This window comes from Bacillus sp. RZ2MS9, from assembly GCF_001816185.2.
GTDB lineage: Bacteria > Bacillota > Bacilli > Bacillales > Bacillaceae_G > Bacillus_A > Bacillus_A cereus.
In genome coordinates this window covers 2,029,336-2,052,155 of record NZ_CP049978.1, presented here as the reverse complement: position 1 = coordinate 2,052,155, position 22,820 = coordinate 2,029,336, and the positions used below count along the sequence as shown (strand labels likewise).

Genomic DNA, 22,820 nt, shown 5'->3' with positions numbered 1-22,820 from the left:
TATAGTCAAATTTAGGAGGATATATGATGAAAGCTATCGTTGTAACGTCGTTCGGTGGTCCTGAAGTGATGAAATATACAGATTTGGATATACCGGCTATTTCAGAAGATCAAGTTTTAATTCGTGTTGTTGCTACTAGTGTAAATTTCGCTGATATTAAATCACGTTATGGTAAAAAAGGAAATAAAGCACTACCTTTTATTCCAGGTATAGATGCCACTGGTATTGTAGAACGTGTCGGTTCTCATGTGAAAAATATTCACCCTGGACAACGTGTCATTGCTTTTCCTCAAAATGGATCTTACGCAGAATACGTTGTTGCAAATGAAAATCTTACTTTCGTATTACCCCATGAAGTTGACTTTCAAACTGCAGCCGCTTGTCCAATCGTATCTTTTACAAGCTATAATTTACTCGCAAATGTTGCAAGGCTTCAACAAGGTGAATCTGTACTCATTCATGCGGCTGCTGGCGGAATTGGCACTACTGCTATTCAACTTTCTAAACTATTAGAGGCTGGAACAGTTATAGGCACTGTCGGAAGTGAAGCAAAAAAAGAAATTGCTTTAGATGCTGGAGCTGATTATGTTATTTGTCATCAAGATGAAGATTTTGTAGAGAAAGTCAATGAACTGACAAATGGTGAAGGGGTTGATGTAATTTTAGACTCTATTTCTGGAACGGTTTCTGAAAGAAGTTTAAACTGCCTTGCTTATTACGGTCGCCTCGTTCATTTCGGTAATGCTAGCGGTGAAATTGGTAACTTTCAAACGAAAGATTTACATGCAAGTTGCCGCTCTATACTCGGTTTTAGCTTTGGAACCACACGAAAAAAACGTCCTGAACTGCTCCAAGAAACTGCAAATGAAGTTTTCCGTTATTTGCGTGACGGACGTTTACAAATTAAGGCTACGAAATCTTTTCCACTTCAAAATGCAGGGAAAGCACATGAATGGGTCGAAAGTAGAAAAAGTACAGGGAAAGTAATACTAACTGTTTAGTCCTCTTCCTGAAATGAATACTGGAAACAGAGGTGGCATTCATGGGATCACGAATTATGCATGTTATTATCGCTAGTGGTATTGCTGAGAAACTATCAATTCACGATAAGACTTCTTTCTTACTTGGAGCTGTAGCCCCTGATGCTGTTCATTCAAAAAAAGAAAAAGGAACCTCACATTTTTATGCCGGTACAACGAAGAACTATACGAGAAGAATAGATTATGATTCATTTTTTCATAAATATGAATCACATATAGATTCCCCATTTATTTTAGGCTATTATACCCACCTCATTGCCGATGATAATTGGCTAAGTGGATTTTTTCTACCTTGGCTAAAAAATAGAATAGAGAATGACGAAACTATCGCACCCCTGTACTATAACGATTTTAAATTGTTAAATGCAAAGTTGCTTCATCATTACGATCAAGAACAACAGCTTTTCTCTCTTCTCAATCAAGAGGCTCACATTGTGGATATTGAAGAGGTTTCTAAAGAAAACGTTTTAGCTTTTCGAAAGTATCTTTTTGAAGATATGTTGTATCCAAAGCAACATTTGCATGAAGACTTACAAGTATTTACGTTTGATCAAATCGTTGGCTATATTGAGACAGCTATTGAAAAAGGAGTATTTTTTATTAAACAACTCTCTAATGAAAAATCCACTTCAAAAATTTAATCCCCCTCAAATATATTTGAGGGGGATTTTCACATAGCAATATTATTATTGGTTCTTCTCCATAACCGCAAAATAATTCCCTTCGCTATCAGCAAAGTTAAATACTTTACCAGAAGGCATAGTTACCATTTCTCCAACAGTAACATTTTTATTTGTTAAATCTGTATATAGTTGATCAAGATTTTCTGAGAAGAACATTAAAGACGGTGTACCAAGATTCAATTCTGGGCTCATTTTCGAAATAACTTCTTTATTATGTAATATAATGCTCGTTTCCGCACCGCTTTTCGGAGCGATTTCAATCCATCTCATTCCTTGCTTATTATCTTCCTCTGCAACTACATGAAACCCTACCTTCTCCGTCCAAAAATTTACTGCCTCATCTTGATTATTTACATATAACATAATTTGTCCTACTTTATGGATCATTACATTTCCCCCTAATGGTTTTTATATTCTATGTAGCTTTCTACAAATACTATCGTTATTCCTTTTGAGTTGGTATGTACTTCTTTGCAAAATTTATCGACTGACTCATCCCATCCAGTTCATCAAAATAATCATTTCTTTCAATCATGTTATATCCGTCGAATCCAATTTTATCTAATACTTTGAAGAATATATCGAAATCTACTTCACCATTCCCTGCTGCGACTTCTATATACTTAGTTGAACGATCACTTTTCACTTCTTTACAATCTTTAATATGAGTTTGTACTATATAATCTTTTAATAGTAATAAACCTTCTCCCGGATTTTCATTTACATCACTTATTAAATTTGCTGGGTCAAAGTTAACAGCTAGTCCTTTCGAGTTTGCAGTTTCTAAAAATCGTTTTAATACTATTGCTTTTTCAGATCCCGTCTCAATGGCGAAGAATCCTCCAAATTTGAACGCTAATTCCCCTATCTCATAACAAACACGTAGCATTTTATCATAGTACTCACTATTTTCATCATCAGGGATTTTCCCAATATGGGCTGTTACTACGTTAGCTCCTAACCCTAACCCTTTATCAGTAATATATTTAAAACTCTCTATTACACATTCAGCTTCAGTTCCTATTATTCCATTTTCTCCGAAGCTAATTGCTAATGATGGGACTTGAATCTCATTAAAAGATAAGTTTTCTTTTAATGTATTCCATTGTATCTTTGAGATGTTAGCTAAGTTGAAAGTCGGATTCATAGCATATAATTGAATATATTCTAAATCCCATTCCCTTGCTTTTTGTATTCCTTCGTTTACTTCAATATGTTTCGTATTCAAAAACATTCCTAATTTCCTATCCATATGTGTACCTTCTTTTTATTATTTCGCATCATTTTAATATTTGACTTTTTTATATTATTTCCTCGTATAAACCAAATAAATAAACTACCCTTTTTTCGATACTCCCAGTAGAAGCATATATATGATAGGCACATTAAAAACACTAATACAATTCCCATTATCGCTTGTTTACAAACAAAAAAGACGTAACTACAAATAGTTACGCCTTCTCCATCATTTATCTAGGCTTTTTCTTCCCAGTAAATGCTGGTTTCTTTTTCTTTGGTGCTTTCGGTTTCGTTTCTACGAATGATCCTTTGAACATTTCTTGCTTCGTAAATACGATGCCTAGTTTTTTCGCAAATTGCAGTAATTTGCGCTCTTCTTGTGGAGTTACAAGAGATACGACAGTTCCTTCTTTACCCATACGTCCAGTACGTCCTGAGCGGTGAATGTATTGGTCTACTGTGTCTGGTAATTCTAAGTGAATTACATGTGTTAAATCGTCAATGTCGATACCGCGCGCTGCAATATCAGTAGCAAGTAGAATTTCTAATTTCCCTCCGCGGAAAGCACGCATTGTCGCTTCACGCTCTTGTTTACTTGCTTCTGCATGAAGAGCCGCTGCTTTCATTTTACGGAATTTCAATTTCTCAGTAATTTCATCTAAACGGAATGGGTCGTTTAAGAAAGCAACTGCTTTTACATCGCCCATATGCATAATTCTTCTTACGTAATCATTTTTTTCGCGTCGCTCACAAATGATATACGTATGCTCAACTAAGCTTTTTGATTCTGCACGTGTTACACGTACTAATTGTGGTTCAACTGCTAAATCACGTGCCGCATCTTCTGCCGCTTTTGTCATTGTCGCCGAGAAGAATACTAATTGACGATCGCGCATCGTTGATTTAATTACATCTTGCACTGCGCCCATCATTTTTTGCTTTACAATTTGATCAAACTCATCAAATACAATTGTTTTTACTTCATGCATTTTTAGCTTTTTCATACGAATTAATTCTAAAATACGGCCTGGTGAACCGACAATTACTCTTGGGTGTTTCTTTAATTTTTCAACTTGGCGCTTAATATCTGCACCACCAATTAAAGATGCACCTGAAATTTCAGTTCCTGCTGTAAACTTTTGAACCTCTTCATGAATTTGCATTACAAGTTCACGTGTTGGCGCTAAAACAACAACTTGTGGCTGTTTTACTTCAGGATTAATTTTATGTAAAAGTGGTAATAAGTACGCTAATGTTTTTCCTGTTCCAGTTGGAGATTCAGCTATAACGTCTTGTCCTTCTAAAATAGTTGGAATCGCTTGTTTTTGAATTTCAGTTAACTCTTTAAAACCAGCCTTCTCCCAAGCTTGTTGTAAAAATGGTTGCATATCTTTTATCATTTGTTTTTCTCCTTTATCTCTATTTTTGAAGAAAATGCTGTATTGTTCGCACCGTTTCTATCATGTGTGAAATAACAGCTATTAAATCATCAACATGGTCTTCTGTAATCGCTTTTTGAAATAGAACCTCTACCTTATTATGATATGAAATCGCTTGCTTATTATATTCGTATGAAACTTTCTGCATAATCATTCTTTCTTTTCCCCATATAGAACGCATTAATGTTTCAATTTCTTCGCATTTTACTTCTGGTTGTTCTAACGGGAATGAAAATGCTAGCTTCATTTCACAACCTGGTGTAAACTGAGGCACTTCTAGTATTTCACCAGACAAGTTCTTTGCATCCACAGATAATGAAAATGTTGCTTCTACTAATGGTTCAAACGGTTCTGTTAATTGAAATGAGATATGATATATACGACTTAATGAAGCAAGATCCATCATATCTTTTCGATCTGTTACAAGAATATCTCCATGTAGATCAAAATCATACACAGCACCTTCTACGATTACTTTTAAATTGTCAAAAGCAGTTGGATCAAACATAATTTCCTCCAAAAAACAGGCGCCTTTCGATGGAAAGGCGCCACTTGATGTATATATAGTTTACAGATAAACGAGATGAATTACAACCTTTTAGAATAAACCTACTGCTTTTCCATCTTCATTTACATCCATTTGAAGTGCTGCTGGCTGTTTTGGAAGACCTGGCATTGTTAACATTGTACCTGTTAACGCAACGATAAAGCCTGCACCGATAGATGGTTTTAACTCACGAATTGTAACGATAAAGTCAGATGGACGACCTAATTTTGTTGCATCGTCAGAAAGAGAGTATTGTGTTTTCGCCATACAAACTGGTAGATTACTCCAACCTTCTCCTTCATATTGAGCTAATTGCTTACGTGCTTTCGGAGCAAATTCAATATCTTTTGCGCCATATACTTTTTGAGCAATTGTACGAATTTTTTCTTCTAATGGTAATTCTAATTCATAAAGTGGTGCGTAGTTGTTTTCACCTTTTTCGATTTCTTTTAGTACTTTTTCAGCAAGGTCAACTCCGCCTTGGCCACCTTTCTCCCAAACTTCTGTTAAGGATACTGCATAGCCACGCTCATTACACCACTCTTGTAAGTATGTAACTTCTGCATCTGTATCTGTAATGAATTTATTAATTGCAATTACGAAAGGCACTCCAAAGCTTTGAATTGTTTCAACATGCTTCTGTAAGTTTTCCATACCTTTTGCTAATGCATCTACATTTTCTTCTTTTAATTGATCTTTTGCAACGCCGCCATGCATTTTAAGCGCACGAATCGTCGCAACAATAACAACTGCTTCTGGTTTAATGCCAGCTGCACGAGCTTTAATATCTAAAAACTTCTCAGCGCCTAAATCAGCACCGAATCCAGCTTCTGTAATAACATAATCACCTAATTTTGCTGCCATTGTTGTAGCGATAACACTGTTACAACCGTGAGCGATATTCGCAAATGGTCCGCCATGAATGATAGCTGGTGTATTTTCTAACGTTTGTACTAAGTTCGGCTTTAATGCGTCTTTTAATAATAGTGTTAACGCACCTTCTACACCTAAATCTTTAACCGTTACAGGTTGATTTGCAAAGTTATAGGCAACTACGATGCGAGATAAACGTGCTTTTAAGTCTTGAATATCTGTTGCAAGGCAGAACACGGCCATAATTTCAGATGCTACTGTAATGTCAAAACCGTCTTCACGTGGTACACCTTGTACAGGTCCACCAAGACCAATTACTACGTTACGAAGGGCACGATCATTTAAGTCAACACAGCGTTTCCAAACGATTTTACGCGTATCAATTCCAAGTGTGTTTCCTTGTTGGATATGATTATCAATAAACGCTGCTAATGCGTTATTGGCAGTTGTGATCGCATGGATATCTCCAGTAAAGTGAAGGTTAATGTCTTCCATTGGTACGACTTGTGAAAAACCGCCACCTGCTGCTCCGCCTTTTAACCCCATCGTTGGTCCAAGAGATGGTTCGCGAAGTGCAATTACTGTTTTCTTACCAATTTTGTTAAAAGCTTGACCTAAACCAACTGTTACTGTTGATTTACCTTCTCCAGCTGGAGTTGGGTTAATTGCTGTTACTAAAACAACTTTACCGTCTTCCTCATCTTGTAAGCGCTTAAAAATATCAAGAGATAACTTACCTTTATAATGTCCGTATGGCTCTAATTCATCTTCTAAAATATTTAAATCAGCTGCAATTTCTTGAATCTTCTTCATACTCGCTTCTTGTGCGATTTCAATATCGGATTTCACTGTTGTAGTAGTTGTCATATACCCTAGTCCCCCTTTAATTGGTTCTGATGATATTGTATCAGTTTTTTGTATTTTCTGCACTTATTTACCTCCTAAAAATTCTTTCATTTCTTTATACATTTTTTAACATAAATACCCATAAGAATGTTAACGATTGTTGTAACTCTGTAGGTAGTTGACCTAACATCTTCTCATTTACTCCGCGCTTATATACGCCGATGCCATCTATAACTTTAAAACCTTGTTCTTTCGCTAACTGTTCAAATTCCCAAGGCATCATCGTATTACAAACAACGTCTTTTCCATACAAGCGAGGATAACTGTTCTCTCGTGGCTTTGCTGTCGGTCCTAAAATTGCAATACATGCATATCCATCTTTCTTTAACACACGCTTTATTTCATTTAACGCTCGTAATGGCTCTTCCGTCCATTCTAAAGAATTAATTGCCATAATTGATTCAAATTGCTCATTTTCAAATGGTAATGCAGAAAGATCGCCTTTTATAAAAGATAAATTCGGTCCTTCTCCGCGCTCCTTACCTTTTTGAATCATCACTTCCGATAAATCTACTCCCACTGCTTTATAGCCTGCGCTACTTAATTTATATGTACCGTACCCATCACCACAACCAACATCGAGCACTTGTGCTTCTTTCTTTACGTATTGTTCAAAAAACGGAATAATTGTACTTCTGCTACCACTGTCCCACATCTCTTGACTATTTTGATTCCAAAACTCTGCGCTACTATCCCATTTCTTTTCTGCTGATTCATGCCAATTAAATTTCGTCATGCATTCCCCTACCTTCACGCTTTATCACTCATTTCATTCTACATCATTTTCCAAAATTCCTGTTTTATCCCGCTTGCAGTAAGACACCTTCCTCAAAATTCAATGGATGCGGACCAGTTAATGGGAGAGAACTGCTCATAAAAATCCAATTGTTGCTGGCTGATAATCAGTCGTGATGGAAAAAATCCCTCACTTTATCTTCAATAGGAGATGGATATGTTAACGATGGAATACGTATTCTCCATTTTTTGCTTTACTTGGGTTTAACTCATACTCATGTTCTTCTCTTTATGAAAGATACTATAGGTACACCCAATTGAAAGAGAGGGATGTACATGCGAAGAAAAAGAAATCATCATTTTAAAAGTGGTGAAAAAAACGAAGAGTATGCAGCTGAAATATCACCAGCTGGCATTCCAATTAGACATAAGCGTAAAGAAATTGCAAATGAGATAGAAGGTACAAATACCGGTGCAATGGTAGGCTATGTCGCTTTATTTCTTTCGTTATTCTCCATTGCTTTTTATCCAGTTACGCTCGGCTCCCTAGCAATTTTAGTTGGCCTATTAGCTGTCAATTTCGGAGCAAGAACACTTGGATATACAGCCATTGGTTTTGGTAGTTTTTCTGTTTTATTTACTTTACTTTATCCGCTTGCTTTGTCAGCGTTTTAAAAAAACACACCAAGTCATACTTGGTGTGTTCATTCATGATACAACATAATATGGCCGCATCCACAACAATGTTTCGCTGTAATTTCTTGAAACACTGGATAATTTTCTTCATCTCGATGCTCAATAAATACTTTTTCAAATCGATACATGTTTGGTGCATATGCCCAATCTTGTTTCGTACGTGCATATAACGTTGAGGAAAAAAACTCCTCACCACCGCAAACGATACATGTGTTCTTCATCAATACCCCTCCTATGCTTGTCTTACTTCATCTATATGAACATAAGCATAAAAAAAAGACCTTCTATTACTAGAAAGTCTTCTCTGAAACAAAAAGAAATGTACCAAACATTCCTACTCCGCTATATTCTTTTGAAACACCAGCTTCTGTTTTAAATGTTTGCTTTACAGTCATAAAGAATACACCATTTCGTGCATCTGTACTTTCAAATTGTAGTTTTTCTTTTTTACCATCTACATTTTGCGTGCATTCAAAACTACTCTCATTACAATTCAACGCATACTTATCCTGTACATACACTTTAAAATCTGATTCTTTCGGACAAGTTATAAGTAATATTGCCACGAGAATAATACTTATAATACCCACAATTGTATAATATTTCTTCATTTGTACTCCTTTCAAATGACAAGAAAACTTGACTTCATACGCCAAGTTTTCTTAGTCAACAACCCATTGCCACTCTTGTTCTTTCTTATCAAAAATGAGCCAACCTGTTTCTGTTGCTTCCTCTTTCAATTCATCGATATTATCTAACACCTCATCCGTACTTTCATACGAACCAACTACATATACCGGAATTTCAAGACCTCTTCTTGACTCAATCTTCCCTGCTAGATCTATGTAAAGACCATCTTCCATTAGTGGAATCAGTCCCATGATCAATTCTTTTGAAATTGCTGGGAAAATTTTTGATTTTTGGAAGAAAGAAAAACGTTTCTTACCGAAAGCACCGAGTTTATACGGAATGACTTTACTTAACATTCCTACAAAATCAGCAATTCTACGATAATACACTTTGTTGTACCATCCGTCATCATGTGAAAAATAAACAAATCGATTTTTCAACAGCGGAAAGAATGTTCTTGCAAGTGGTTCTTTTTTGTGAGCCAAATATAATAATTCTGCAATTTCTTTCGGCTCTAATTCATCTAAATCGCTTGCATCATCAAAATCTACCCAACAAAATTCATCAAATTCATCAATCTCTGCTTGAATTAACTTATGTATATTTTCTTCCTCAACATATTCAAATAAAGTATGATAATGAAAATCCGTCCATTCAAAGTTGTGCTTCAAAAGCAACACTTGATGAAGCGGTGAAGGGATGTTACTCGCAAACTCTTTAAACGTAATTCCTGATGTAATAAAACAATGACCTCGACGATTACCATTAATATATATCATATTCTTTACTTGGTCAGATCCTCCAGACAAAGCACCTAGCCACCTTCGTTTTATATGTTTCAATTCTATAGCATATTTTAACATGAAAAATTTTAGAAACATAGAAAAAACTTCAAAAACTATTTACAATTTCATGTGTTTTATTACATAGTGATTACAAGAAAAAACGCCTGCTCATAAGCAGGCGTTTTTAAAGGATTTCATCAGGGTTTTGAGGATGATGATTTCCCTCTTTCTTTTCTTCTTTTTGGAACATCGATTGAATTTTATCAATTGTTTGTGGAGCTAATTCAATCATTTTTTCTGCTAAATGTGTCGCATTTTGTAGATGAAGAATATTTACTCCATCTTTATTCACCACAAGAAATGCTACTGGTGTAATAGAAACACCACCCGCGCTACCGCCACCAAATGCAGCGTTACCGTTCGCTCTTTGTCCATCATTCGTTTGGAAATCAGAACCTCCTGCTCCAAAACCGAACGCTACTTTAGAAACCGTTAACACCACACCACCGTCAGCCGTTTGAACAGGCTCTCCAACAATCGTATTTACATCAACCATTTCTTTTAAATTTTCCATTGCTGCTTTCATTAACCCTTGAATTGGATGATCCACCGTTCATAACCTCCTTTGTCATATCTTTCCTAGTTTTTCCGAAAGTTTGTGAACTAAACATAAAATTTAATATTGATTTCAAAAAACTTAAGTTGTAATATTTAGAAAAATAAAAAAGAGGTCGATTCGTTATGATGCGAAAATTAACAAAGAAAGATCATGAACAAGTATTCGCTTACCTAAAAGAAGAAGCAGCCCTTAACTTGTTTATTATTGGAGATATTGAAGCTTTCGGTTATGACACAGATTTTCAAGAACTATGGGGAGTATTTAAAGAGAATGGAACATTAAAATCAATTTTACTCCGATTCCACGATTCATTTATACCATATAGTAAAGAAGACTTTGTTACCACTGATTATGAGGCACTTCTTTCCGCATATAAGCCGCTTAAACTCTCTGGTAAGTCAACTATCGTAGAACGATTTGAAACTGCTTCAAATATACAACTAGGTACTAAAAATGAAATGTATTTTTGCGAATGTCTAAATGACAACAACTTACCTGACACGCCTATTCATGAAACAATTAAACTTGCCTCACTCGATGATATAGAACGAATTATGAAATTACGAAGTGACATCGCTGAATTTCCGACTACCAATGAATCAGAGAAAATATTAAGGCAGGCTATCGAAACAAATACAGGACGCACATACTATATTGAAAAAGATGGCGTGATCATCGCATCCGCCTCTACTTCCGCTGAAAATTCATTATCCGCTATGGTAGTTGGTGTATGTACACACCCGAATTATCGCGGAAATGGTTACGCTTCACTCATATTACAAAAAATGATCCAAGACTTTACGAAAGAAGGCCGAACACTTTGTTTATTTTATAACAATCCAGCTGCTGGACGAATTTATAAACGACTAGGATTTAAAGACATTGGAATGTGGACGATGTATCGATAATAAGAGATACTCTATAAACGAAAATAGTTGTAACTTAGCAATAAAAGCTGATTACACAAAAACCCCACACCGTTATTATGAAGAAACTACTTGTAAAGCCATGCCCCTAACTAAAACATGTCATGTATTCAAGCTAAATTTAGACAGATAAACGCCCCAGTTGTTGCATCTACTCCAGCAATTGGGGCGTTTATCCTCAAATTCTTTCCACTATATTTATGAAACATTTATCACACTTATGTCGCTATTATCTTTACGTACAAATGCCCTTCTAAATATTACTGCGTCTTATTATACTTTGCTTTAAAATCAATATATTCCTGTTTCGCATCTTGGTTATTACCTTGGTGACTATCAAAAGATGTATGTATTTGTGATATGTATTTTACTAACTTGCCTTCATCATTTCTTTTCTTATAATTTATTACAATACTTACTTCCAATATCTGCTTTGAACCATTTTTAGAATCAATATGCAATGCGATTGATCCACCATCATATTCATCATATTGTATTTTCAACTTATCATTAATGATACTCTGAAACTCTAATTCAGTTAGTTTGTATCCAACAGTACTAGGCTGATCAAACTTTTTTATATCATCCCCGGGCTTCATCTTTAGTTTCCCTATCCCTTTTAAACGATCTACAATTAAGTTCACATATGAAACATCTAGATTTGAATCCGGACTTTGCACCTTTTCATTTTTATACATAATATTTGTACTATAATTAACTTCTTCTTTATAATTTTTATTATATACTTCCGAGGTAATTTCTTGTGTTGTATTTCCATATAAACTTTTATCTTTCGTATTATATATGCCTTTCGAAGTTTGATAGATTGTTTTACTATGCTCTCCATCTTCCTTTTGCTCATATGTACTATATATACCTCTTTGTTTCACATACGCATATCCATCATCACTCGCAGACATAACCTTTTTCATGTCACCTTCATCCAAAGCTTTGACAAATGGCTCATACTCTATCTTCGTCTCCCCAAAACCACATCCACTTAATAAACTTGATACTATTAACAGAACTATCATCATCCTAGCTTTCTTCTTTAACTTCATACTGACACCCCGTTGATTTCTCTAGGCATTTTTAAGTTCATTATGTTCCTTTTTGGAAAGTAATACATCTCACCTTTACTTACTGATATTTACTTACTCGTACAGATTATATTGAAGATGCTTTAATTTTTAATAGCATTGATTTATATATAATCCTTAATTGCTTATATATTCTATTCGAATTTTCAGAAACCAAAACTTATTTTATTTCTTTCACTTTCTTTTCCTCCCTCTCTTTATAACGTTTTAAGAATTCCTGACGTTCCCTTTCATGTTCCTCCCACGAAATATAAAATGATGGAAATTTAAATCTACAATAGGCTAATAATTGGAACTCTGCTGCACCTATGGCTACTGCGTACATTACAAGAGTTCCTGCCATATACCCCACTAAAACCCCTGTTTCATAATTATTATGAAAATAAATTAAAATAAGAAGGACTAGTACATATATCGTAACACCAATCATTGCATTGCCTTTTGTTTTACTAAAAAATGAAGTTGCTCTTTCATCCATACTAAATGCTCCACTCTCTGCTTGTTTAAAGGTATCAATCGTTGTCACCAGATGAACAAAAACTGCTCCTAGAAACAATAAACCCACATACAATAATGTAATTTGATCAATTGAATAATTCGAAATTGCTGGAAGTATAAATAATGTGAATCCTATAGTTCCTAGCTGAAATGCAAATAATAATATCACAAATGCTTGCAACTTTTGATATTTGAAACGAGCTTTTGGAATTAGATATAGAATGAAAAAGATTACTTGCAAACCATATAACACTAATTCAATACTAACAATTATTTTGTCAAAGAGAGTCGGATAGTAACCCCAGCCAATCTTAATTAATGCTACCAAAATAAAAAGCATGAATAATGAACTATAAACTATTCCTCCAAACATAAACCCCACAGAGTCTTCTGGGCTTAAGCGATTTCTACATGTTATTTTAAATTCATCTAAATCTTTTTCTTTTATATTCCACATATAATTACACCATCTTTTCTAAAATCATGTATTAACTCTATATTTGTAAACAAACTAGAAATAAATAAATGTTTTGATATTTCATATTAAACTAGCCTTTTTTACTTTTTTTAACAAACACAAAATACAGCGATAGCATTAGTATTAAGCCTATTCCACAAACCAATACACCTCCATATTCTTTCTGGTATAAAAAAATAAACATAGTAACAATATAGCTCGGTATTGACAAAATAATGAGCCACTTCCCCAGAAACTCTGCTATTTTATATAGAATTAAAAAAATAAACATAATCCCAGCAATAATAGGTGCTATTACACCTTCAAAAAAAACCTTTTTCTTTTTTTACGGCTTTAGAATCTTTATTCAAGATCTTACATTCCTCCCTTTACTAGTTAATTTATGAATAATGTATTCATTCTATCTTCAATATAAGTTTACAAGTATCATTTATAACTTTCATTTCAGCTTTTGTTTCGCCTTTGCTCTTTCTCTCTTATTCTTTTTCTATTTGCTATAAATTCGTGGCGTTCCTTTTCATGTTGTTCCCACGTAATACTAGATATTTAGATTCTTATTCAATCAAAAATAGACTTTCCTCTTTCCATGTTGGAAGAGGAAAGTCTATTTATTTCTAAATATATTATAGCCCTTGTTTTATTAATAATTGTTACTTATTATTTTCAGCCTTGTTCTTTATCGTTTTTACAAATTCATTTCGCCATATTTTAAAATTATGAGCAAATTTTCCTTCAATAGAATTTTTATACCCTTCAAATTTCACTTCTAAAATATCAAAGTCATTGAATAATTTATATGTCTCTGCCGTCAAACCTACTGGGTGTAATACCCCACCATAATCATAGAAAGTGTCTTCATCGAGAAGTATTCCTCTTGTAGTAATTACATACTCTACATCTTTTTCTTCCTCAGTACTCAACCTCACTACACTTCCTAAAGGCAAAACTTTCTCCATATAATCTTTCATATTAATTCACCGATCCTTTTAATACGATAATTTTCTCTTCTATTTTTTGTCGCCTTTTTTCTAATTGGCGGATACGATCAATAAAAGCATCACGTGTTTTACCTTGCAAACTATTATCAATACTACTTTCTAATCTTCTAATATCTCCTGTCAAAGATACAGCTGCTTTTTCAAGTTGCATAACAACGTTAATAATTTGATCTCGCCCACCACTGTCCGGAAATGTACTATGAACCCTCGACATTATCATATGTAAATCCATCCTCATACCCCCTTCCTTAACATTTATCAATAATAGGAAACCGAAGCTAACTCTTCATCTTTTGCTATCATAGAAATTACCGCATCTGTTACATCTTGACTTAACTCTTTTAAATCATTTGAAAGTTCGTTCACATCTCTGGAAATCTCTACTAATAATGAACGATTTAATCCTCTACTACCATCATTCATAAAATAGTTTAATAATGATTGGCGATGGCTTCTTACATAATCTCCAGCAATTGAAGCAATATTTGTATCAATTTCAAAGTCACCTTTAAATACATCTAAAATATCTTGAACAAGAGAAGATGCTACTTCTTTTGCAATTGCTATAATTTCATCACGGGATAAATAAAGAATGATGCATCCTACTAAAAAATCTACAGCTGCGTTAAATACTGATTCTAACACTTCAAGTACCTTTTCCTTACATTTTGCTAATTTATTCTCTATCCAATCCACAGCCGCATTCACCTGATTTCTAACTTCTTGTATAACTTCCTTACTAAATTTCAAAGCTTTTTTTCCTGTTTCTACACCTATACTTGCTATTTTTGTTGCTAGAGCACTAGTATCTCCCACTACTGTTATTGCAACTAGAATTGCACTGACTGGGGTTCCATTTACCACTAAATCCACTACAACTTCTTCTGTTGTACTTAATGTTTTTTTTCCAGTGATTCCTTTATATAGGTCCCCAGCAGATTCTGATATTTCTAAAAAACCAAATTTCCAATCAAATCCTGTTTCGCTAACCTTTTTCAATTTATCTATTGCTACATTCCCATTCCTAGAATAAAACTTTGGATCATATAAAAAAGAATGCCCTTCCCCATTTTCCATTTTATAAACCTGTCCAGGTATTACAAAATCTGCGGCCTTAATGGCGCCATACAAAGGATCATATTCATTTATAAGACTGCGGCAATTTTTCATATTGGTTCCGTATCCGTACTTAACCACATCTTTATTTAAAACAGGCGCAGGATTTAAAGCTAATACGTTTATATTATCTTCTTGATGTCTTAATGCAACTGTATTCGCTGCTCCGCCACCTAAGGAGTGCCCTAGTAAAGTTATCTTCTTTCCTTTATTCTTCGCCTTGACTTTTTCATAAAATTTTTCTGCTTGACTATACTGAAATTCCGCTAATGACCCCAATATAGGTGAATTAGTTAAATTATGTAGCCCAATTGCTCCATCGGTTGCTAAATCACCTATTTGGCTCGGTTGGGTTCCAACGTATACAATGAAAATTTCATGCGTGTTTCTATCCTCTAAAGCATACGCCCCAAATCCAGTTACTGAATGAATATCATCAGAAGCTATAATATTAGCATTAAAGTTGTCTTGTAACTTCTGTTTATTTATTATTGGATCAGAATTATTATATTTTTTTTCTTGTGCATTATAATCATAAATATCTTTTGCCGATAATCTTAATTTTCCTACATCACTACTTAATTTATAATCTTCCTCATTCACCATATTCTCCCCCTTATATATTAATGGCTTTCTTTAAATTTCTTTTCATATTGTAAGTAATCTTTTTTTGATTTCCGATTATTTTCTTCTTTATTATGTAAATATGTTGTTATTTCTTGATCATGCCTAATCATATTATTTTCTTCATTTCTTTGTTTATAGCCTATCGAAATTGTTATCTCTGTTATTTCCATCGGATTTTCCTTTGTATCCTTAGCAGAATTAAATTCAATTAGTAGTGTTGCATAACTAAACTTCTCATACTCTAATCCTAAATTCCCATTAAATAGCTCTTTAAATTGAGTTTCTGATAAATTATAGCTTATCGTAGCTGGTTGGCTGAAGCTTTTTTTATTCACATTTGGTTTCAATTCTTTTATTCCTTGCACTCTATTGAGCATTAATTTTATATTAGACATATCTTCCCCTCGATTTGAAGCTTCTAGCTGTCCATTTTCGTATCTTATATCTGACTTGAATACAACTTCTTCTTTATATTGTGGGTTGTCACTATGTTTTTCATCCTCAACTGGAGTATTGACTTTCTTTTGTGCCTCACCAAAAAGAATATTATCTTTAATACTATAAATACCTTGCGTTGTTTGATAAACTACTCCTATTTGCTTATTATTATCCTCAATAAAAGTGCTATCCCTAACCTCTTCTTTCACATACGCATACCCATCATCACTCGCAGACATAACTGTCTTCATGTCCCCTTCATCCAATGCCTCTACTAATCTCTCATACTCTATCTTTGTCTCCCCAAAACCACATCCACTTAATAAACTTGCCACTATTGACACGACTATCATCACCTTAGCTTTCTTTTTTAATTTCATACTGTCACCTCGTTAGTTACTCTAGGCATTTTTAGTTTCATTATGTTCCCTTTTTGATAGTAATACACTTCATCTTTACCTAATGGTGCTTCGTTGCTTATATATTTTATATTGAAGATACTTTGATCATTTAATGGCATTGCGATAATTGCTGCTGTTAGTTTACTTCTCATTTTCATAGGTAGAGCTTCACGATTTCGGTCCATGTAGTCGTGGTGACCTGCTAATACAAAGTAAATACCTACTGTACGAGATAAATCAATTAAAGTCGCTGCATCCTCCATTTCTAAATAAACAAATTTACTAAACTCTTCAACATTTGTCATGATAATGAGTTGTTTTGTGAATGCAGGAATTTCTCTACCTTCTTGTCTTGCTTGTGCTAATTCAAGAGCTCGTTCACGAATTACTTCCATCCAATACTTCGCATGCATATTGATTTCATTTTCGTCTACAATGTAGTGCGTCACATCGTCTTTATATTGAACGAAACTATACTCTGCTGTATCCACCAACGTCACACTTTCAAAATAATCTTTATTCAATTGAGATAGGATGCTAGATACAATTTGTTTTCTCATACTATCATCTACACTATAAATCATTAAATGATCATTCACTGCAATATCATGAGCTACAACTTCTACGTTTGCAAAATCAAGCCCCATTGGAATTCTTGCTGCTTGTAGAGCTTTTGTAACGTCTTTATTTTTACGATAAGTAGCAATATCAATCACTTCTGGCATCATTGGAATTGCCTTCGGACGTTCTCCATCCCATTCTCGATCCATATCATTTGCTTCTTGTTGTAATAATTGAATTTGCTGTAATTCATCTTCTGCTTTCGTAGGTAGTGCAACCTGGAATAATGTAGGAGATTCTAGTTTTATTAACGCTCTTCCTGCTGTTTCTTCCACTTTTATATCAGATCTCCCTACAATACTAGCTACTTCACTTTGATCAATCATATATAGGCAAGTTTGGATTTTAATATTATTGTACAATTGAATTCTAAGTGCATTTTGTCGCCCTGCACTAATTAAGGTATGAATTCCTAAACTTGCACCATCTCGGACAATTTGCATAATTAGCATTTCAAAGCTTTCATAGAACTTCGCTTCTTTTACTGCATCATAATTGTCGATTGCAATAATAATATGTGGTATTTCTTTCCCGCTTGCCTTTTCATACATTTCAATATTTGCAACGTCATATTCACTTAATAATCGTTTACGATTTTTCATTTCTTGAGTTAATCTTTCAACAAACTTTAAACATTTTTCAGATTCATCAATCGTAATCGTATCCGCTACATGAGGTAATCCTTTCAAAGGTAGAAGACCATTTGTTCCAAGGTCCACTAAATACACATGCAAATGCTCCGGACTATGCTGACGAGCTACATCCATAATGACTGATTGTAAGAATGTTGATTTTCCGTAGCCTGGACTTGAGAAGACCGCTACGTGTCCGTCTTTACTAATATCTAGTGTTAATGGTGTTTGTGATTGTAATTCAGGCTGATCTAGTAGGCCAATTGTTGCTTGTAATGGTTTCTTTTCTTTCGTCCATGCTTCTTTGAACTGAATAGCATGTAAGTCTTGTAAATATACGCTTTCTGGAAGTGGTGGTAACCACGGTCTTGCTAATGCTTCAATTTCATTTATTTCTGCGTAATCGTGAATGTAGTCAATAACAGCATCCAGTTCAGATGGTACGCTTATTACTTCTTTACTGCTACCAAGTCCACTTAAATCTTCACTTAATATTTCATATTGTCCTAGATCATTTATTGCATAGATTGTTGCGTCTAAATGTTCTTTATCCTCTTTGTTTTCTACATAGTCTGCTCCGCTCCAAGCTGATTGGAATAGTTCATAAATTTCATTATTCCCAACTTGTAAGTAAGCACGTCCTGGTAATGTAATTTCAGCAGCATCTGGTGTTTTTAAAATTTCATTACTATCTGACGTATTTTGAACTTTTAGTGCTAGTTTGAATTTCGAGTTACTCCAAATTTGATCATCTACAACACCACTTGGTTTTTGCGTAGCTAATATTAAATGAATTCCGAGTGAACGACCGATACGCGCTGTTGAAACTAACTCTTTCATAAATTCTGGTTGTTCTGACTTCAGTTCCGCGAATTCATCACTAATTAAAAATAGATGTGGCATCGGTTCACTTACTAAGCCTTCTTTATACAGTTTTTGATACTGATTAATATGGTTTACATCATTTTCGCCAAATAATCGTTGTCTTTTTTGTAATTCAGCTTTAATTGATGCGAGCGCTCTCATACTTTGTGCTCCATCTAAGTTCGTAATTGTTCCTAATAAATGCGGTAAGTTTTTGAATAAATTCGCCATTCCGCCGCCTTTATAGTCAATTAGTAAAAAGGCTACTTCGTACGGGTGAAAATTGACTGCTAGAGATAAAATATACGATTGTATAATTTCCGATTTACCTGAACCTGTTGTACCTGCTATTAATCCGTGTGGTCCGTGTGCTTTTTCGTGTAAGTTTAAGTTTACGATATCTTCTTTACCACGTAATCCAAGTGGTACAGCTAAAGATTTATGCGCTGCATTTTTCTCCCAACGACTTGTGATATTCAGTTCTTTTACTTTTTCAACGCCGTACATTTCTAAAAATGTTACGCTTTCTGGAATACTATTTTTTAAGTTTTGCAAATGATTTAATGGTGCTAATGCCCGTGAAATATCTTCTAAATTGAACCCTTTCGGTACGTGATTTAGTTTAAATTGACGGTTAACAAGCTCTCCTTGCTCTAAGATGATGTTCCCTTGTTTTGCATCTCTTATATCTATTACCGTTTTCACATGCTCCGGTAAACTTTGCATAACATCTTGTACAAATACGAGTGATACACCTAATTGACTCGGATCATCATTAAAGAATTCCATAACAACATGGTCTAATATTAGTTTTTCATCTGTAATGAGAACGACATAGTGCGGTGCAAAGTACATTTTTTCATTAGTAGAACTTTTTTCATCTAGTTTTAATTTTCGTTCTTTCAATATTTGATACAAACTATTTAACACTTGATCACGGCTACGATCATGGTATACAAATCCACGTACATTTATATCGCGAACACTTCCATGAGGTAACCAGCGCATCCAATCCCATTTTTCTTTTTCTTCTTCCGGAAAAATAGTAATAAACTGCAAGTCATAATAACTATGGAATAAAGCCGTTTGTGCAACTAATAATTGTAATTGCTCTAACACTAAAGAGCGTTGACCAATATAACCGACTGGTCCATTCATTAAATCTGTTACAACTGGTACATCTTCCAACGATAGATAACGCTGTCTTAGTTCACGTGCTATATCAATTAATTCATCTTTCGTTTGACTAAATTCTTCTTCATTAAATTGAATTTCAAAACTCGTATTAGCTTGTCCTGTTCCAACGCTAAATGTTAAGAAATCATGATGTAACATTGTTTTTTCATAAATTCGAGGATTTACTTGAACTGCCATATTACGTATTACTTCTACATTTGGATTGTGATAATGTAATGCGTGACGCTGTTTTTCACTTTCTGCATGTAAATCTTTCGTTTTTTGTTTTATATACTCTCTATAGCTTTTATCTCGTTCAACAATATCGACTTTATATTGCTTTAAATTTTTTATATACGATGTGACAGAAACAATGATTGTTACTAATGTCATCGCAATCGATGCGATAATAAACATTCCATATTTCATGAAAATAGCAAGTAATACGGTTACGACAATCATGACAAGTGAAGGTGCAATGATTCTTGCTAAATGCTCCGTTGGTTTTGATGGCATACTTGAAGGCTTTGCAATTGTCATTTTCTCTTCTGGTTCACGGTAAATAATACGTGGTGAACGATGATAGTCTGGATAACCACTTTGATAATTTGTTTCTGATTCTACTAAAATAGGTAACTCAGATTTCACTTTATCTTCTGAAGAAAGTACTTGAATGTCTTCACTACCAATCTCCAATAAAATACCATCAAAATATAATACGTCTCCTGATTCCAACATAACGCTATCTTTTAACTTCGTATAATTATGAAATACATCCCCGCCATACACGTTCACTTTAAAAGAATCGTACAACGTTTCGCGAGATAGCATTAAATCTACACTAGTCCCGGTAATAGAAATATCATCGTAATCGTTTTGACTCACTGTAAGAGAATGTTTCGTTCCAATATCAAACACTTTAGTTGTGCCAACAATAGATATAAAGATTTTCAAGCTCACATCTCTTGTTTTCCCAATCTCAATTTCCTTATTGAATTCTATTAATTGATCCTGTACCATCCAAGCATTTACTTCATTATTCCACTTTAACTCTACTTCTTGTTCTAAACTTGGATTCGTAATATCATTTGTCCACTCTTTTCCAATCGACACTATTGATTGCTCATTTGGATGTAATGTGCACTTATATATTTTGTCTCCATAAGTCAATACTAATAGTTGCTCCATCCGTGTTCACTGCTCCTTTTCAACTGTCTCATCAATTGCTTACTCTTTTTTCTCTGTGTCCGACAAATTTTTATCGTTTGATGAATTGCCATATTTCTTTTTATATTCATCTAATTGTTGCTCATATGTTTTTAACTTTTGATCACGTTCTTCCCCTGATAAATCTGGATTATTTTTCAGTGATTCAATTTGTTTAACAAGGCCGTACATAATAAGCTGAGGATCATCAAGTGTCTTAGCTAAATCTAATGATTTATCAAAATTACCTTTTCCGTTATACATCCAATACAGCAAATACTTTTCATCACTTTTCAAACTAATATTTTTCATAATTGATTTCTTTTGAGCTTCACCTAGTTTTTCAGCTGTAATGTATGCAAATGCTAACTCATATTTAGATGCAATCGGTAATGATTCAAACTCCTCTTCATTCAATTGCGTAATGACTTTGTCATAATCAGTTGCTATAAAACTTGCATTTGCTTCTAACAATTTATTTTGGTAAGGAAATTTTATAAAAGTGAAATATATTAAAGGAGCAGCTAAAATAACTGTCGCCGCTATGAAGGAAAAAGCTAAGTATTTAAACGATTTATAGCTTTTTTTAGGTACTAACTGCATATTTTTTTCTGTTTTTGTTTGTTCCTTCTCAAAGCTGTCATCAAGAAACTGCAGTAATGCATCTAAGCTTTCCATTTGAGCAACGGTCTGTTCAAATGTTGTTTCTTTTGCATCTTTTAGTAACCCAGCATACAAATCATCAAAGTTATGTTTTTGGGAGAATAAAGCAATAATTAGACACTTATATTGTGTTAAAAATTGCTCTTCTAATAACGGGGTTGGCGGAACAATATCTCGAATTCCTCTATGTATAATACTTGGTATTAAATTAGCATTAAAAACTATATTGTCTGGATGTAAAAAGAACGTGATTCGTTTATTTAAATATTTACGAAACTGCGCAACATTCCGAAGTAGTCTTAATTTCTCATTTCTTCTAAAACGGCTAAGATCGTCCCACTTATATAATTTTTTATCTACTTGATATAGAAACGTAAACATATCATCCGTTTCTTCTATTGTTAATGGTACAAATTCAGATGATACGCCCGTAATTATATCGAATTGACGGAAGTCTTTTATACGTGTTTGAGATTTGGTCATCTCCAATTTCCAATTTTCTTTTTCTATTTGAAATTGATAGTTCATTGCATCAATTTGAATTATTTTTTCCGTCATGTTTATCCTCTTCTCCTTTTCTTTATAACCCGTAATAACTTATTTTCAAATAACTAAAAGTAAAAAATATTCTTTATAAAACTTGCAAAATATCTCCATCTGTTATTTGGTGATCAATTAAACGATCATTATCTGTTAAAACAATTGACTTATTTTTCACTTTAATCACAAAATGCGAACCTTCATGATTATCAATCTTTAGCGTATCTAATAAGTTTTTCAATAAATATTTAATAGATTGATGATTCGGAATACGCAAATCATATGTATTTCCATTCCATTTACTAAAATCTACTGTCACATTGATATGTGTTTGTATTGCCATC

The 22,820-nt window shown here is 33.9% G+C and carries 22 protein-coding genes and 3 pseudogenes; 4 read left to right on the top strand and 21 right to left on the bottom strand.

The genetic code is table 11. The features are described 5' to 3' along the window. Window positions 1-26 precede the first annotated feature (26 nt). Both BHV55_RS10615 and BHV55_RS10610 read left to right on the top strand, forming a co-directional pair. A complete protein-coding gene (locus BHV55_RS10615) occupies window positions 27-1,001 on the top strand; it encodes a quinone oxidoreductase family protein (protein ID WP_070757474.1) in 975 nt (324 codons plus the stop codon). A gap of 41 nt (window positions 1,002-1,042) precedes the next feature. Beyond that, on the top strand, window positions 1,043-1,681 hold the full coding sequence (locus BHV55_RS10610) for a zinc dependent phospholipase C family protein (protein ID WP_000535630.1): 639 nt from the start codon (window positions 1,043-1,045) through the stop codon (window positions 1,679-1,681). Window positions 1,682-1,726: 45 nt separating this feature from the next. Here BHV55_RS10610 and BHV55_RS10605 read toward each other — a convergent pair whose 3' ends face one another. From BHV55_RS10605 to BHV55_RS10580, 6 genes are all read right to left on the bottom strand, one after another. Continuing rightward, complete coding sequence (locus tag BHV55_RS10605; protein WP_000581467.1) at window positions 1,727-2,110, bottom strand: VOC family protein; 384 nt, start codon at window positions 2,108-2,110, stop codon at window positions 1,727-1,729. Window positions 2,111-2,165: 55 nt separating this feature from the next. Next, a complete protein-coding gene (locus BHV55_RS10600) occupies window positions 2,166-2,975 on the bottom strand; it encodes a sugar phosphate isomerase/epimerase family protein (RefSeq protein ID WP_000375207.1) in 810 nt (269 codons plus the stop codon). 217 nt (window positions 2,976-3,192) lie between these two features. Beyond that, on the bottom strand, window positions 3,193-4,362 hold the full coding sequence (locus BHV55_RS10595; RefSeq protein ID WP_000588613.1) for a DEAD/DEAH box helicase: 1,170 nt from the start codon (window positions 4,360-4,362) through the stop codon (window positions 3,193-3,195). Window positions 4,363-4,381: 19 nt separating this feature from the next. Further along, window positions 4,382-4,909, bottom strand: a complete 528-nt coding sequence (locus BHV55_RS10590; protein ID WP_000460219.1) for a hypothetical protein — start codon at window positions 4,907-4,909, stop codon at window positions 4,382-4,384. A gap of 90 nt (window positions 4,910-4,999) precedes the next feature. Then, on the bottom strand, window positions 5,000-6,688 hold the full coding sequence (locus BHV55_RS10585) for a formate--tetrahydrofolate ligase (RefSeq protein ID WP_013141915.1): 1,689 nt from the start codon (window positions 6,686-6,688) through the stop codon (window positions 5,000-5,002). Between the two features lie 94 nt (window positions 6,689-6,782). Then, window positions 6,783-7,463: a class I SAM-dependent methyltransferase gene (locus BHV55_RS10580; RefSeq protein ID WP_000160049.1), complete on the bottom strand. Its 681-nt coding sequence runs from the start codon at window positions 7,461-7,463 to the stop codon at window positions 6,783-6,785. A 335-nt stretch (window positions 7,464-7,798) separates the two neighbouring features. Here BHV55_RS10580 and BHV55_RS10575 point away from each other — a divergent pair, with 335 nt between their 5' ends. After that, window positions 7,799-8,137, top strand: a complete 339-nt coding sequence (locus BHV55_RS10575) for a hypothetical protein (protein WP_001253201.1) — start codon at window positions 7,799-7,801, stop codon at window positions 8,135-8,137. Window positions 8,138-8,166: 29 nt separating this feature from the next. Here the strand turns inward: BHV55_RS10575 and BHV55_RS10570 are convergent, their stop codons facing one another. From BHV55_RS10570 to ytfJ, 4 genes are all read right to left on the bottom strand, one after another. Next, the gene (locus BHV55_RS10570) at window positions 8,167-8,379 is read right to left on the bottom strand and encodes a hypothetical protein (protein ID WP_000798747.1); all 213 of its coding nucleotides are present in this window, start codon (window positions 8,377-8,379) and stop codon (window positions 8,167-8,169) included. A gap of 69 nt (window positions 8,380-8,448) precedes the next feature. After that, window positions 8,449-8,769, bottom strand: coding sequence for a hypothetical protein (locus tag BHV55_RS10565; RefSeq protein ID WP_000761174.1), 321 nt, complete (start codon window positions 8,767-8,769; stop codon window positions 8,449-8,451). A 51-nt stretch (window positions 8,770-8,820) separates the two neighbouring features. Further along, window positions 8,821-9,597: an oxalate:formate antiporter gene (locus BHV55_RS10560; protein ID WP_000014087.1), complete on the bottom strand. Its 777-nt coding sequence runs from the start codon at window positions 9,595-9,597 to the stop codon at window positions 8,821-8,823. 160 nt (window positions 9,598-9,757) lie between these two features. Next, window positions 9,758-10,183: a GerW family sporulation protein gene (ytfJ, locus tag BHV55_RS10555; RefSeq protein WP_000349986.1), complete on the bottom strand. Its 426-nt coding sequence runs from the start codon at window positions 10,181-10,183 to the stop codon at window positions 9,758-9,760. A gap of 131 nt (window positions 10,184-10,314) precedes the next feature. Here ytfJ and BHV55_RS10550 point away from each other — a divergent pair, with 131 nt between their 5' ends. Then, window positions 10,315-11,100, top strand: coding sequence for a GNAT family N-acetyltransferase (locus BHV55_RS10550; RefSeq protein ID WP_048567943.1), 786 nt, complete (start codon window positions 10,315-10,317; stop codon window positions 11,098-11,100). A gap of 278 nt (window positions 11,101-11,378) precedes the next feature. Here BHV55_RS10550 and BHV55_RS10545 read toward each other — a convergent pair whose 3' ends face one another. The 11 genes and pseudogenes from BHV55_RS10545 to BHV55_RS10500 form a co-directional block, all read right to left on the bottom strand. Then, window positions 11,379-12,179, bottom strand: a complete 801-nt coding sequence (locus BHV55_RS10545; protein ID WP_030025444.1) for a DUF3952 domain-containing protein — start codon at window positions 12,177-12,179, stop codon at window positions 11,379-11,381. A 199-nt stretch (window positions 12,180-12,378) separates the two neighbouring features. After that, window positions 12,379-13,173 carry a hypothetical protein gene (locus BHV55_RS10540; RefSeq protein WP_070757476.1) on the bottom strand — a complete coding sequence of 265 codons (795 nt, stop codon included), beginning with the start codon at window positions 13,171-13,173 and terminating at the stop codon, window positions 12,379-12,381. A gap of 91 nt (window positions 13,174-13,264) precedes the next feature. Continuing rightward, a pseudogene (locus BHV55_RS10535) lies at window positions 13,265-13,544 on the bottom strand (hypothetical protein). 300 nt (window positions 13,545-13,844) lie between these two features. After that, a complete protein-coding gene (locus tag BHV55_RS10530; protein WP_000656387.1) occupies window positions 13,845-14,162 on the bottom strand; it encodes a DUF4176 domain-containing protein in 318 nt (105 codons plus the stop codon). 1 nt (window position 14,163) lies between these two features. Next, window positions 14,164-14,424 (bottom strand): hypothetical protein, encoded by a 261-nt coding sequence (locus BHV55_RS10525; protein ID WP_000363091.1) that lies wholly within the window; start codon window positions 14,422-14,424, stop codon window positions 14,164-14,166. A 26-nt stretch (window positions 14,425-14,450) separates the two neighbouring features. After that, window positions 14,451-15,914 (bottom strand): lipase family protein, encoded by a 1,464-nt coding sequence (locus tag BHV55_RS10520; protein WP_025710416.1) that lies wholly within the window; start codon window positions 15,912-15,914, stop codon window positions 14,451-14,453. A gap of 17 nt (window positions 15,915-15,931) precedes the next feature. Beyond that, window positions 15,932-16,753, bottom strand: a complete 822-nt coding sequence (locus BHV55_RS10515) for a DUF3952 domain-containing protein (RefSeq protein ID WP_025710417.1) — start codon at window positions 16,751-16,753, stop codon at window positions 15,932-15,934. Beyond that, a pseudogene (essC, locus tag BHV55_RS10510) lies at window positions 16,750-20,979 on the bottom strand (type VII secretion protein EssC); the annotation flags it as partial. The gene BHV55_RS10515 and the pseudogene essC, both read right to left, overlap by 4 nt. After that, a pseudogene (locus tag BHV55_RS27875) lies at window positions 20,974-21,255 on the bottom strand (FtsK/SpoIIIE N-terminal domain-containing protein); the annotation flags it as partial. The pseudogenes BHV55_RS27875 and essC, both read right to left, overlap by 6 nt. Before the next feature lie 39 nt (window positions 21,256-21,294). Then, window positions 21,295-22,494 (bottom strand): type VII secretion protein EssB, encoded by a 1,200-nt coding sequence (gene essB / locus BHV55_RS10505; RefSeq protein WP_000136618.1) that lies wholly within the window; start codon window positions 22,492-22,494, stop codon window positions 21,295-21,297. Window positions 22,495-22,567: 73 nt separating this feature from the next. Continuing rightward, window positions 22,568-22,819, bottom strand: a complete 252-nt coding sequence (locus BHV55_RS10500; protein ID WP_001007571.1) for an EsaB/YukD family protein — start codon at window positions 22,817-22,819, stop codon at window positions 22,568-22,570. Between the last annotated feature and the right edge of the window lies 1 nt (window position 22,820).

Bases quoted from the DNA above. Each gene is read 5' to 3' on its own strand.
- essB (WP_000136618.1), bottom strand. From the start codon at position 22,494: ATGACGGAAAAAATAATTCAAATTGATGCAATGAACTATCAATTTCAA.
- BHV55_RS10545 (WP_030025444.1), bottom strand. From the start codon at position 12,179: ATGAAGTTAAAGAAGAAAGCTAGGATGATGATAGTTCTGTTAATAGTA.
- BHV55_RS10500 (WP_001007571.1), bottom strand. From the start codon at position 22,819: ATGGCAATACAAACACATATCAATGTGACAGTAGATTTTAGTAAATGG.
- BHV55_RS10550 (WP_048567943.1), top strand. From the start codon at position 10,315: ATGATGCGAAAATTAACAAAGAAAGATCATGAACAAGTATTCGCTTAC.
- BHV55_RS10520 (WP_025710416.1), bottom strand. From the start codon at position 15,914: ATGGTGAATGAGGAAGATTATAAATTAAGTAGTGATGTAGGAAAATTA.
- BHV55_RS10590 (WP_000460219.1), bottom strand. From the start codon at position 4,909: ATGTTTGATCCAACTGCTTTTGACAATTTAAAAGTAATCGTAGAAGGT.
- BHV55_RS10595 (WP_000588613.1), bottom strand. From the start codon at position 4,362: ATGATAAAAGATATGCAACCATTTTTACAACAAGCTTGGGAGAAGGCT.
- BHV55_RS10530 (WP_000656387.1), bottom strand. From the start codon at position 14,162: ATGAAAGATTATATGGAGAAAGTTTTGCCTTTAGGAAGTGTAGTGAGG.
- BHV55_RS10610 (WP_000535630.1), top strand. From the start codon at position 1,043: ATGGGATCACGAATTATGCATGTTATTATCGCTAGTGGTATTGCTGAG.
- BHV55_RS10575 (WP_001253201.1), top strand. From the start codon at position 7,799: ATGCGAAGAAAAAGAAATCATCATTTTAAAAGTGGTGAAAAAAACGAA.
- BHV55_RS10580 (WP_000160049.1), bottom strand. From the start codon at position 7,463: ATGACGAAATTTAATTGGCATGAATCAGCAGAAAAGAAATGGGATAGT.
- BHV55_RS10515 (WP_025710417.1), bottom strand. From the start codon at position 16,753: ATGAAATTAAAAAAGAAAGCTAAGGTGATGATAGTCGTGTCAATAGTG.
- BHV55_RS10540 (WP_070757476.1), bottom strand. From the start codon at position 13,173: ATGTGGAATATAAAAGAAAAAGATTTAGATGAATTTAAAATAACATGT.
- BHV55_RS10600 (WP_000375207.1), bottom strand. From the start codon at position 2,975: ATGGATAGGAAATTAGGAATGTTTTTGAATACGAAACATATTGAAGTA.
- BHV55_RS10525 (WP_000363091.1), bottom strand. From the start codon at position 14,424: ATGGATTTACATATGATAATGTCGAGGGTTCATAGTACATTTCCGGAC.
- BHV55_RS10585 (WP_013141915.1), bottom strand. From the start codon at position 6,688: ATGACAACTACTACAACAGTGAAATCCGATATTGAAATCGCACAAGAA.
- BHV55_RS10615 (WP_070757474.1), top strand. From the start codon at position 27: ATGAAAGCTATCGTTGTAACGTCGTTCGGTGGTCCTGAAGTGATGAAA.
- BHV55_RS10565 (WP_000761174.1), bottom strand. From the start codon at position 8,769: ATGAAGAAATATTATACAATTGTGGGTATTATAAGTATTATTCTCGTG.
- BHV55_RS10570 (WP_000798747.1), bottom strand. From the start codon at position 8,379: ATGAAGAACACATGTATCGTTTGCGGTGGTGAGGAGTTTTTTTCCTCA.
- BHV55_RS10605 (WP_000581467.1), bottom strand. From the start codon at position 2,110: ATGATCCATAAAGTAGGACAAATTATGTTATATGTAAATAATCAAGAT.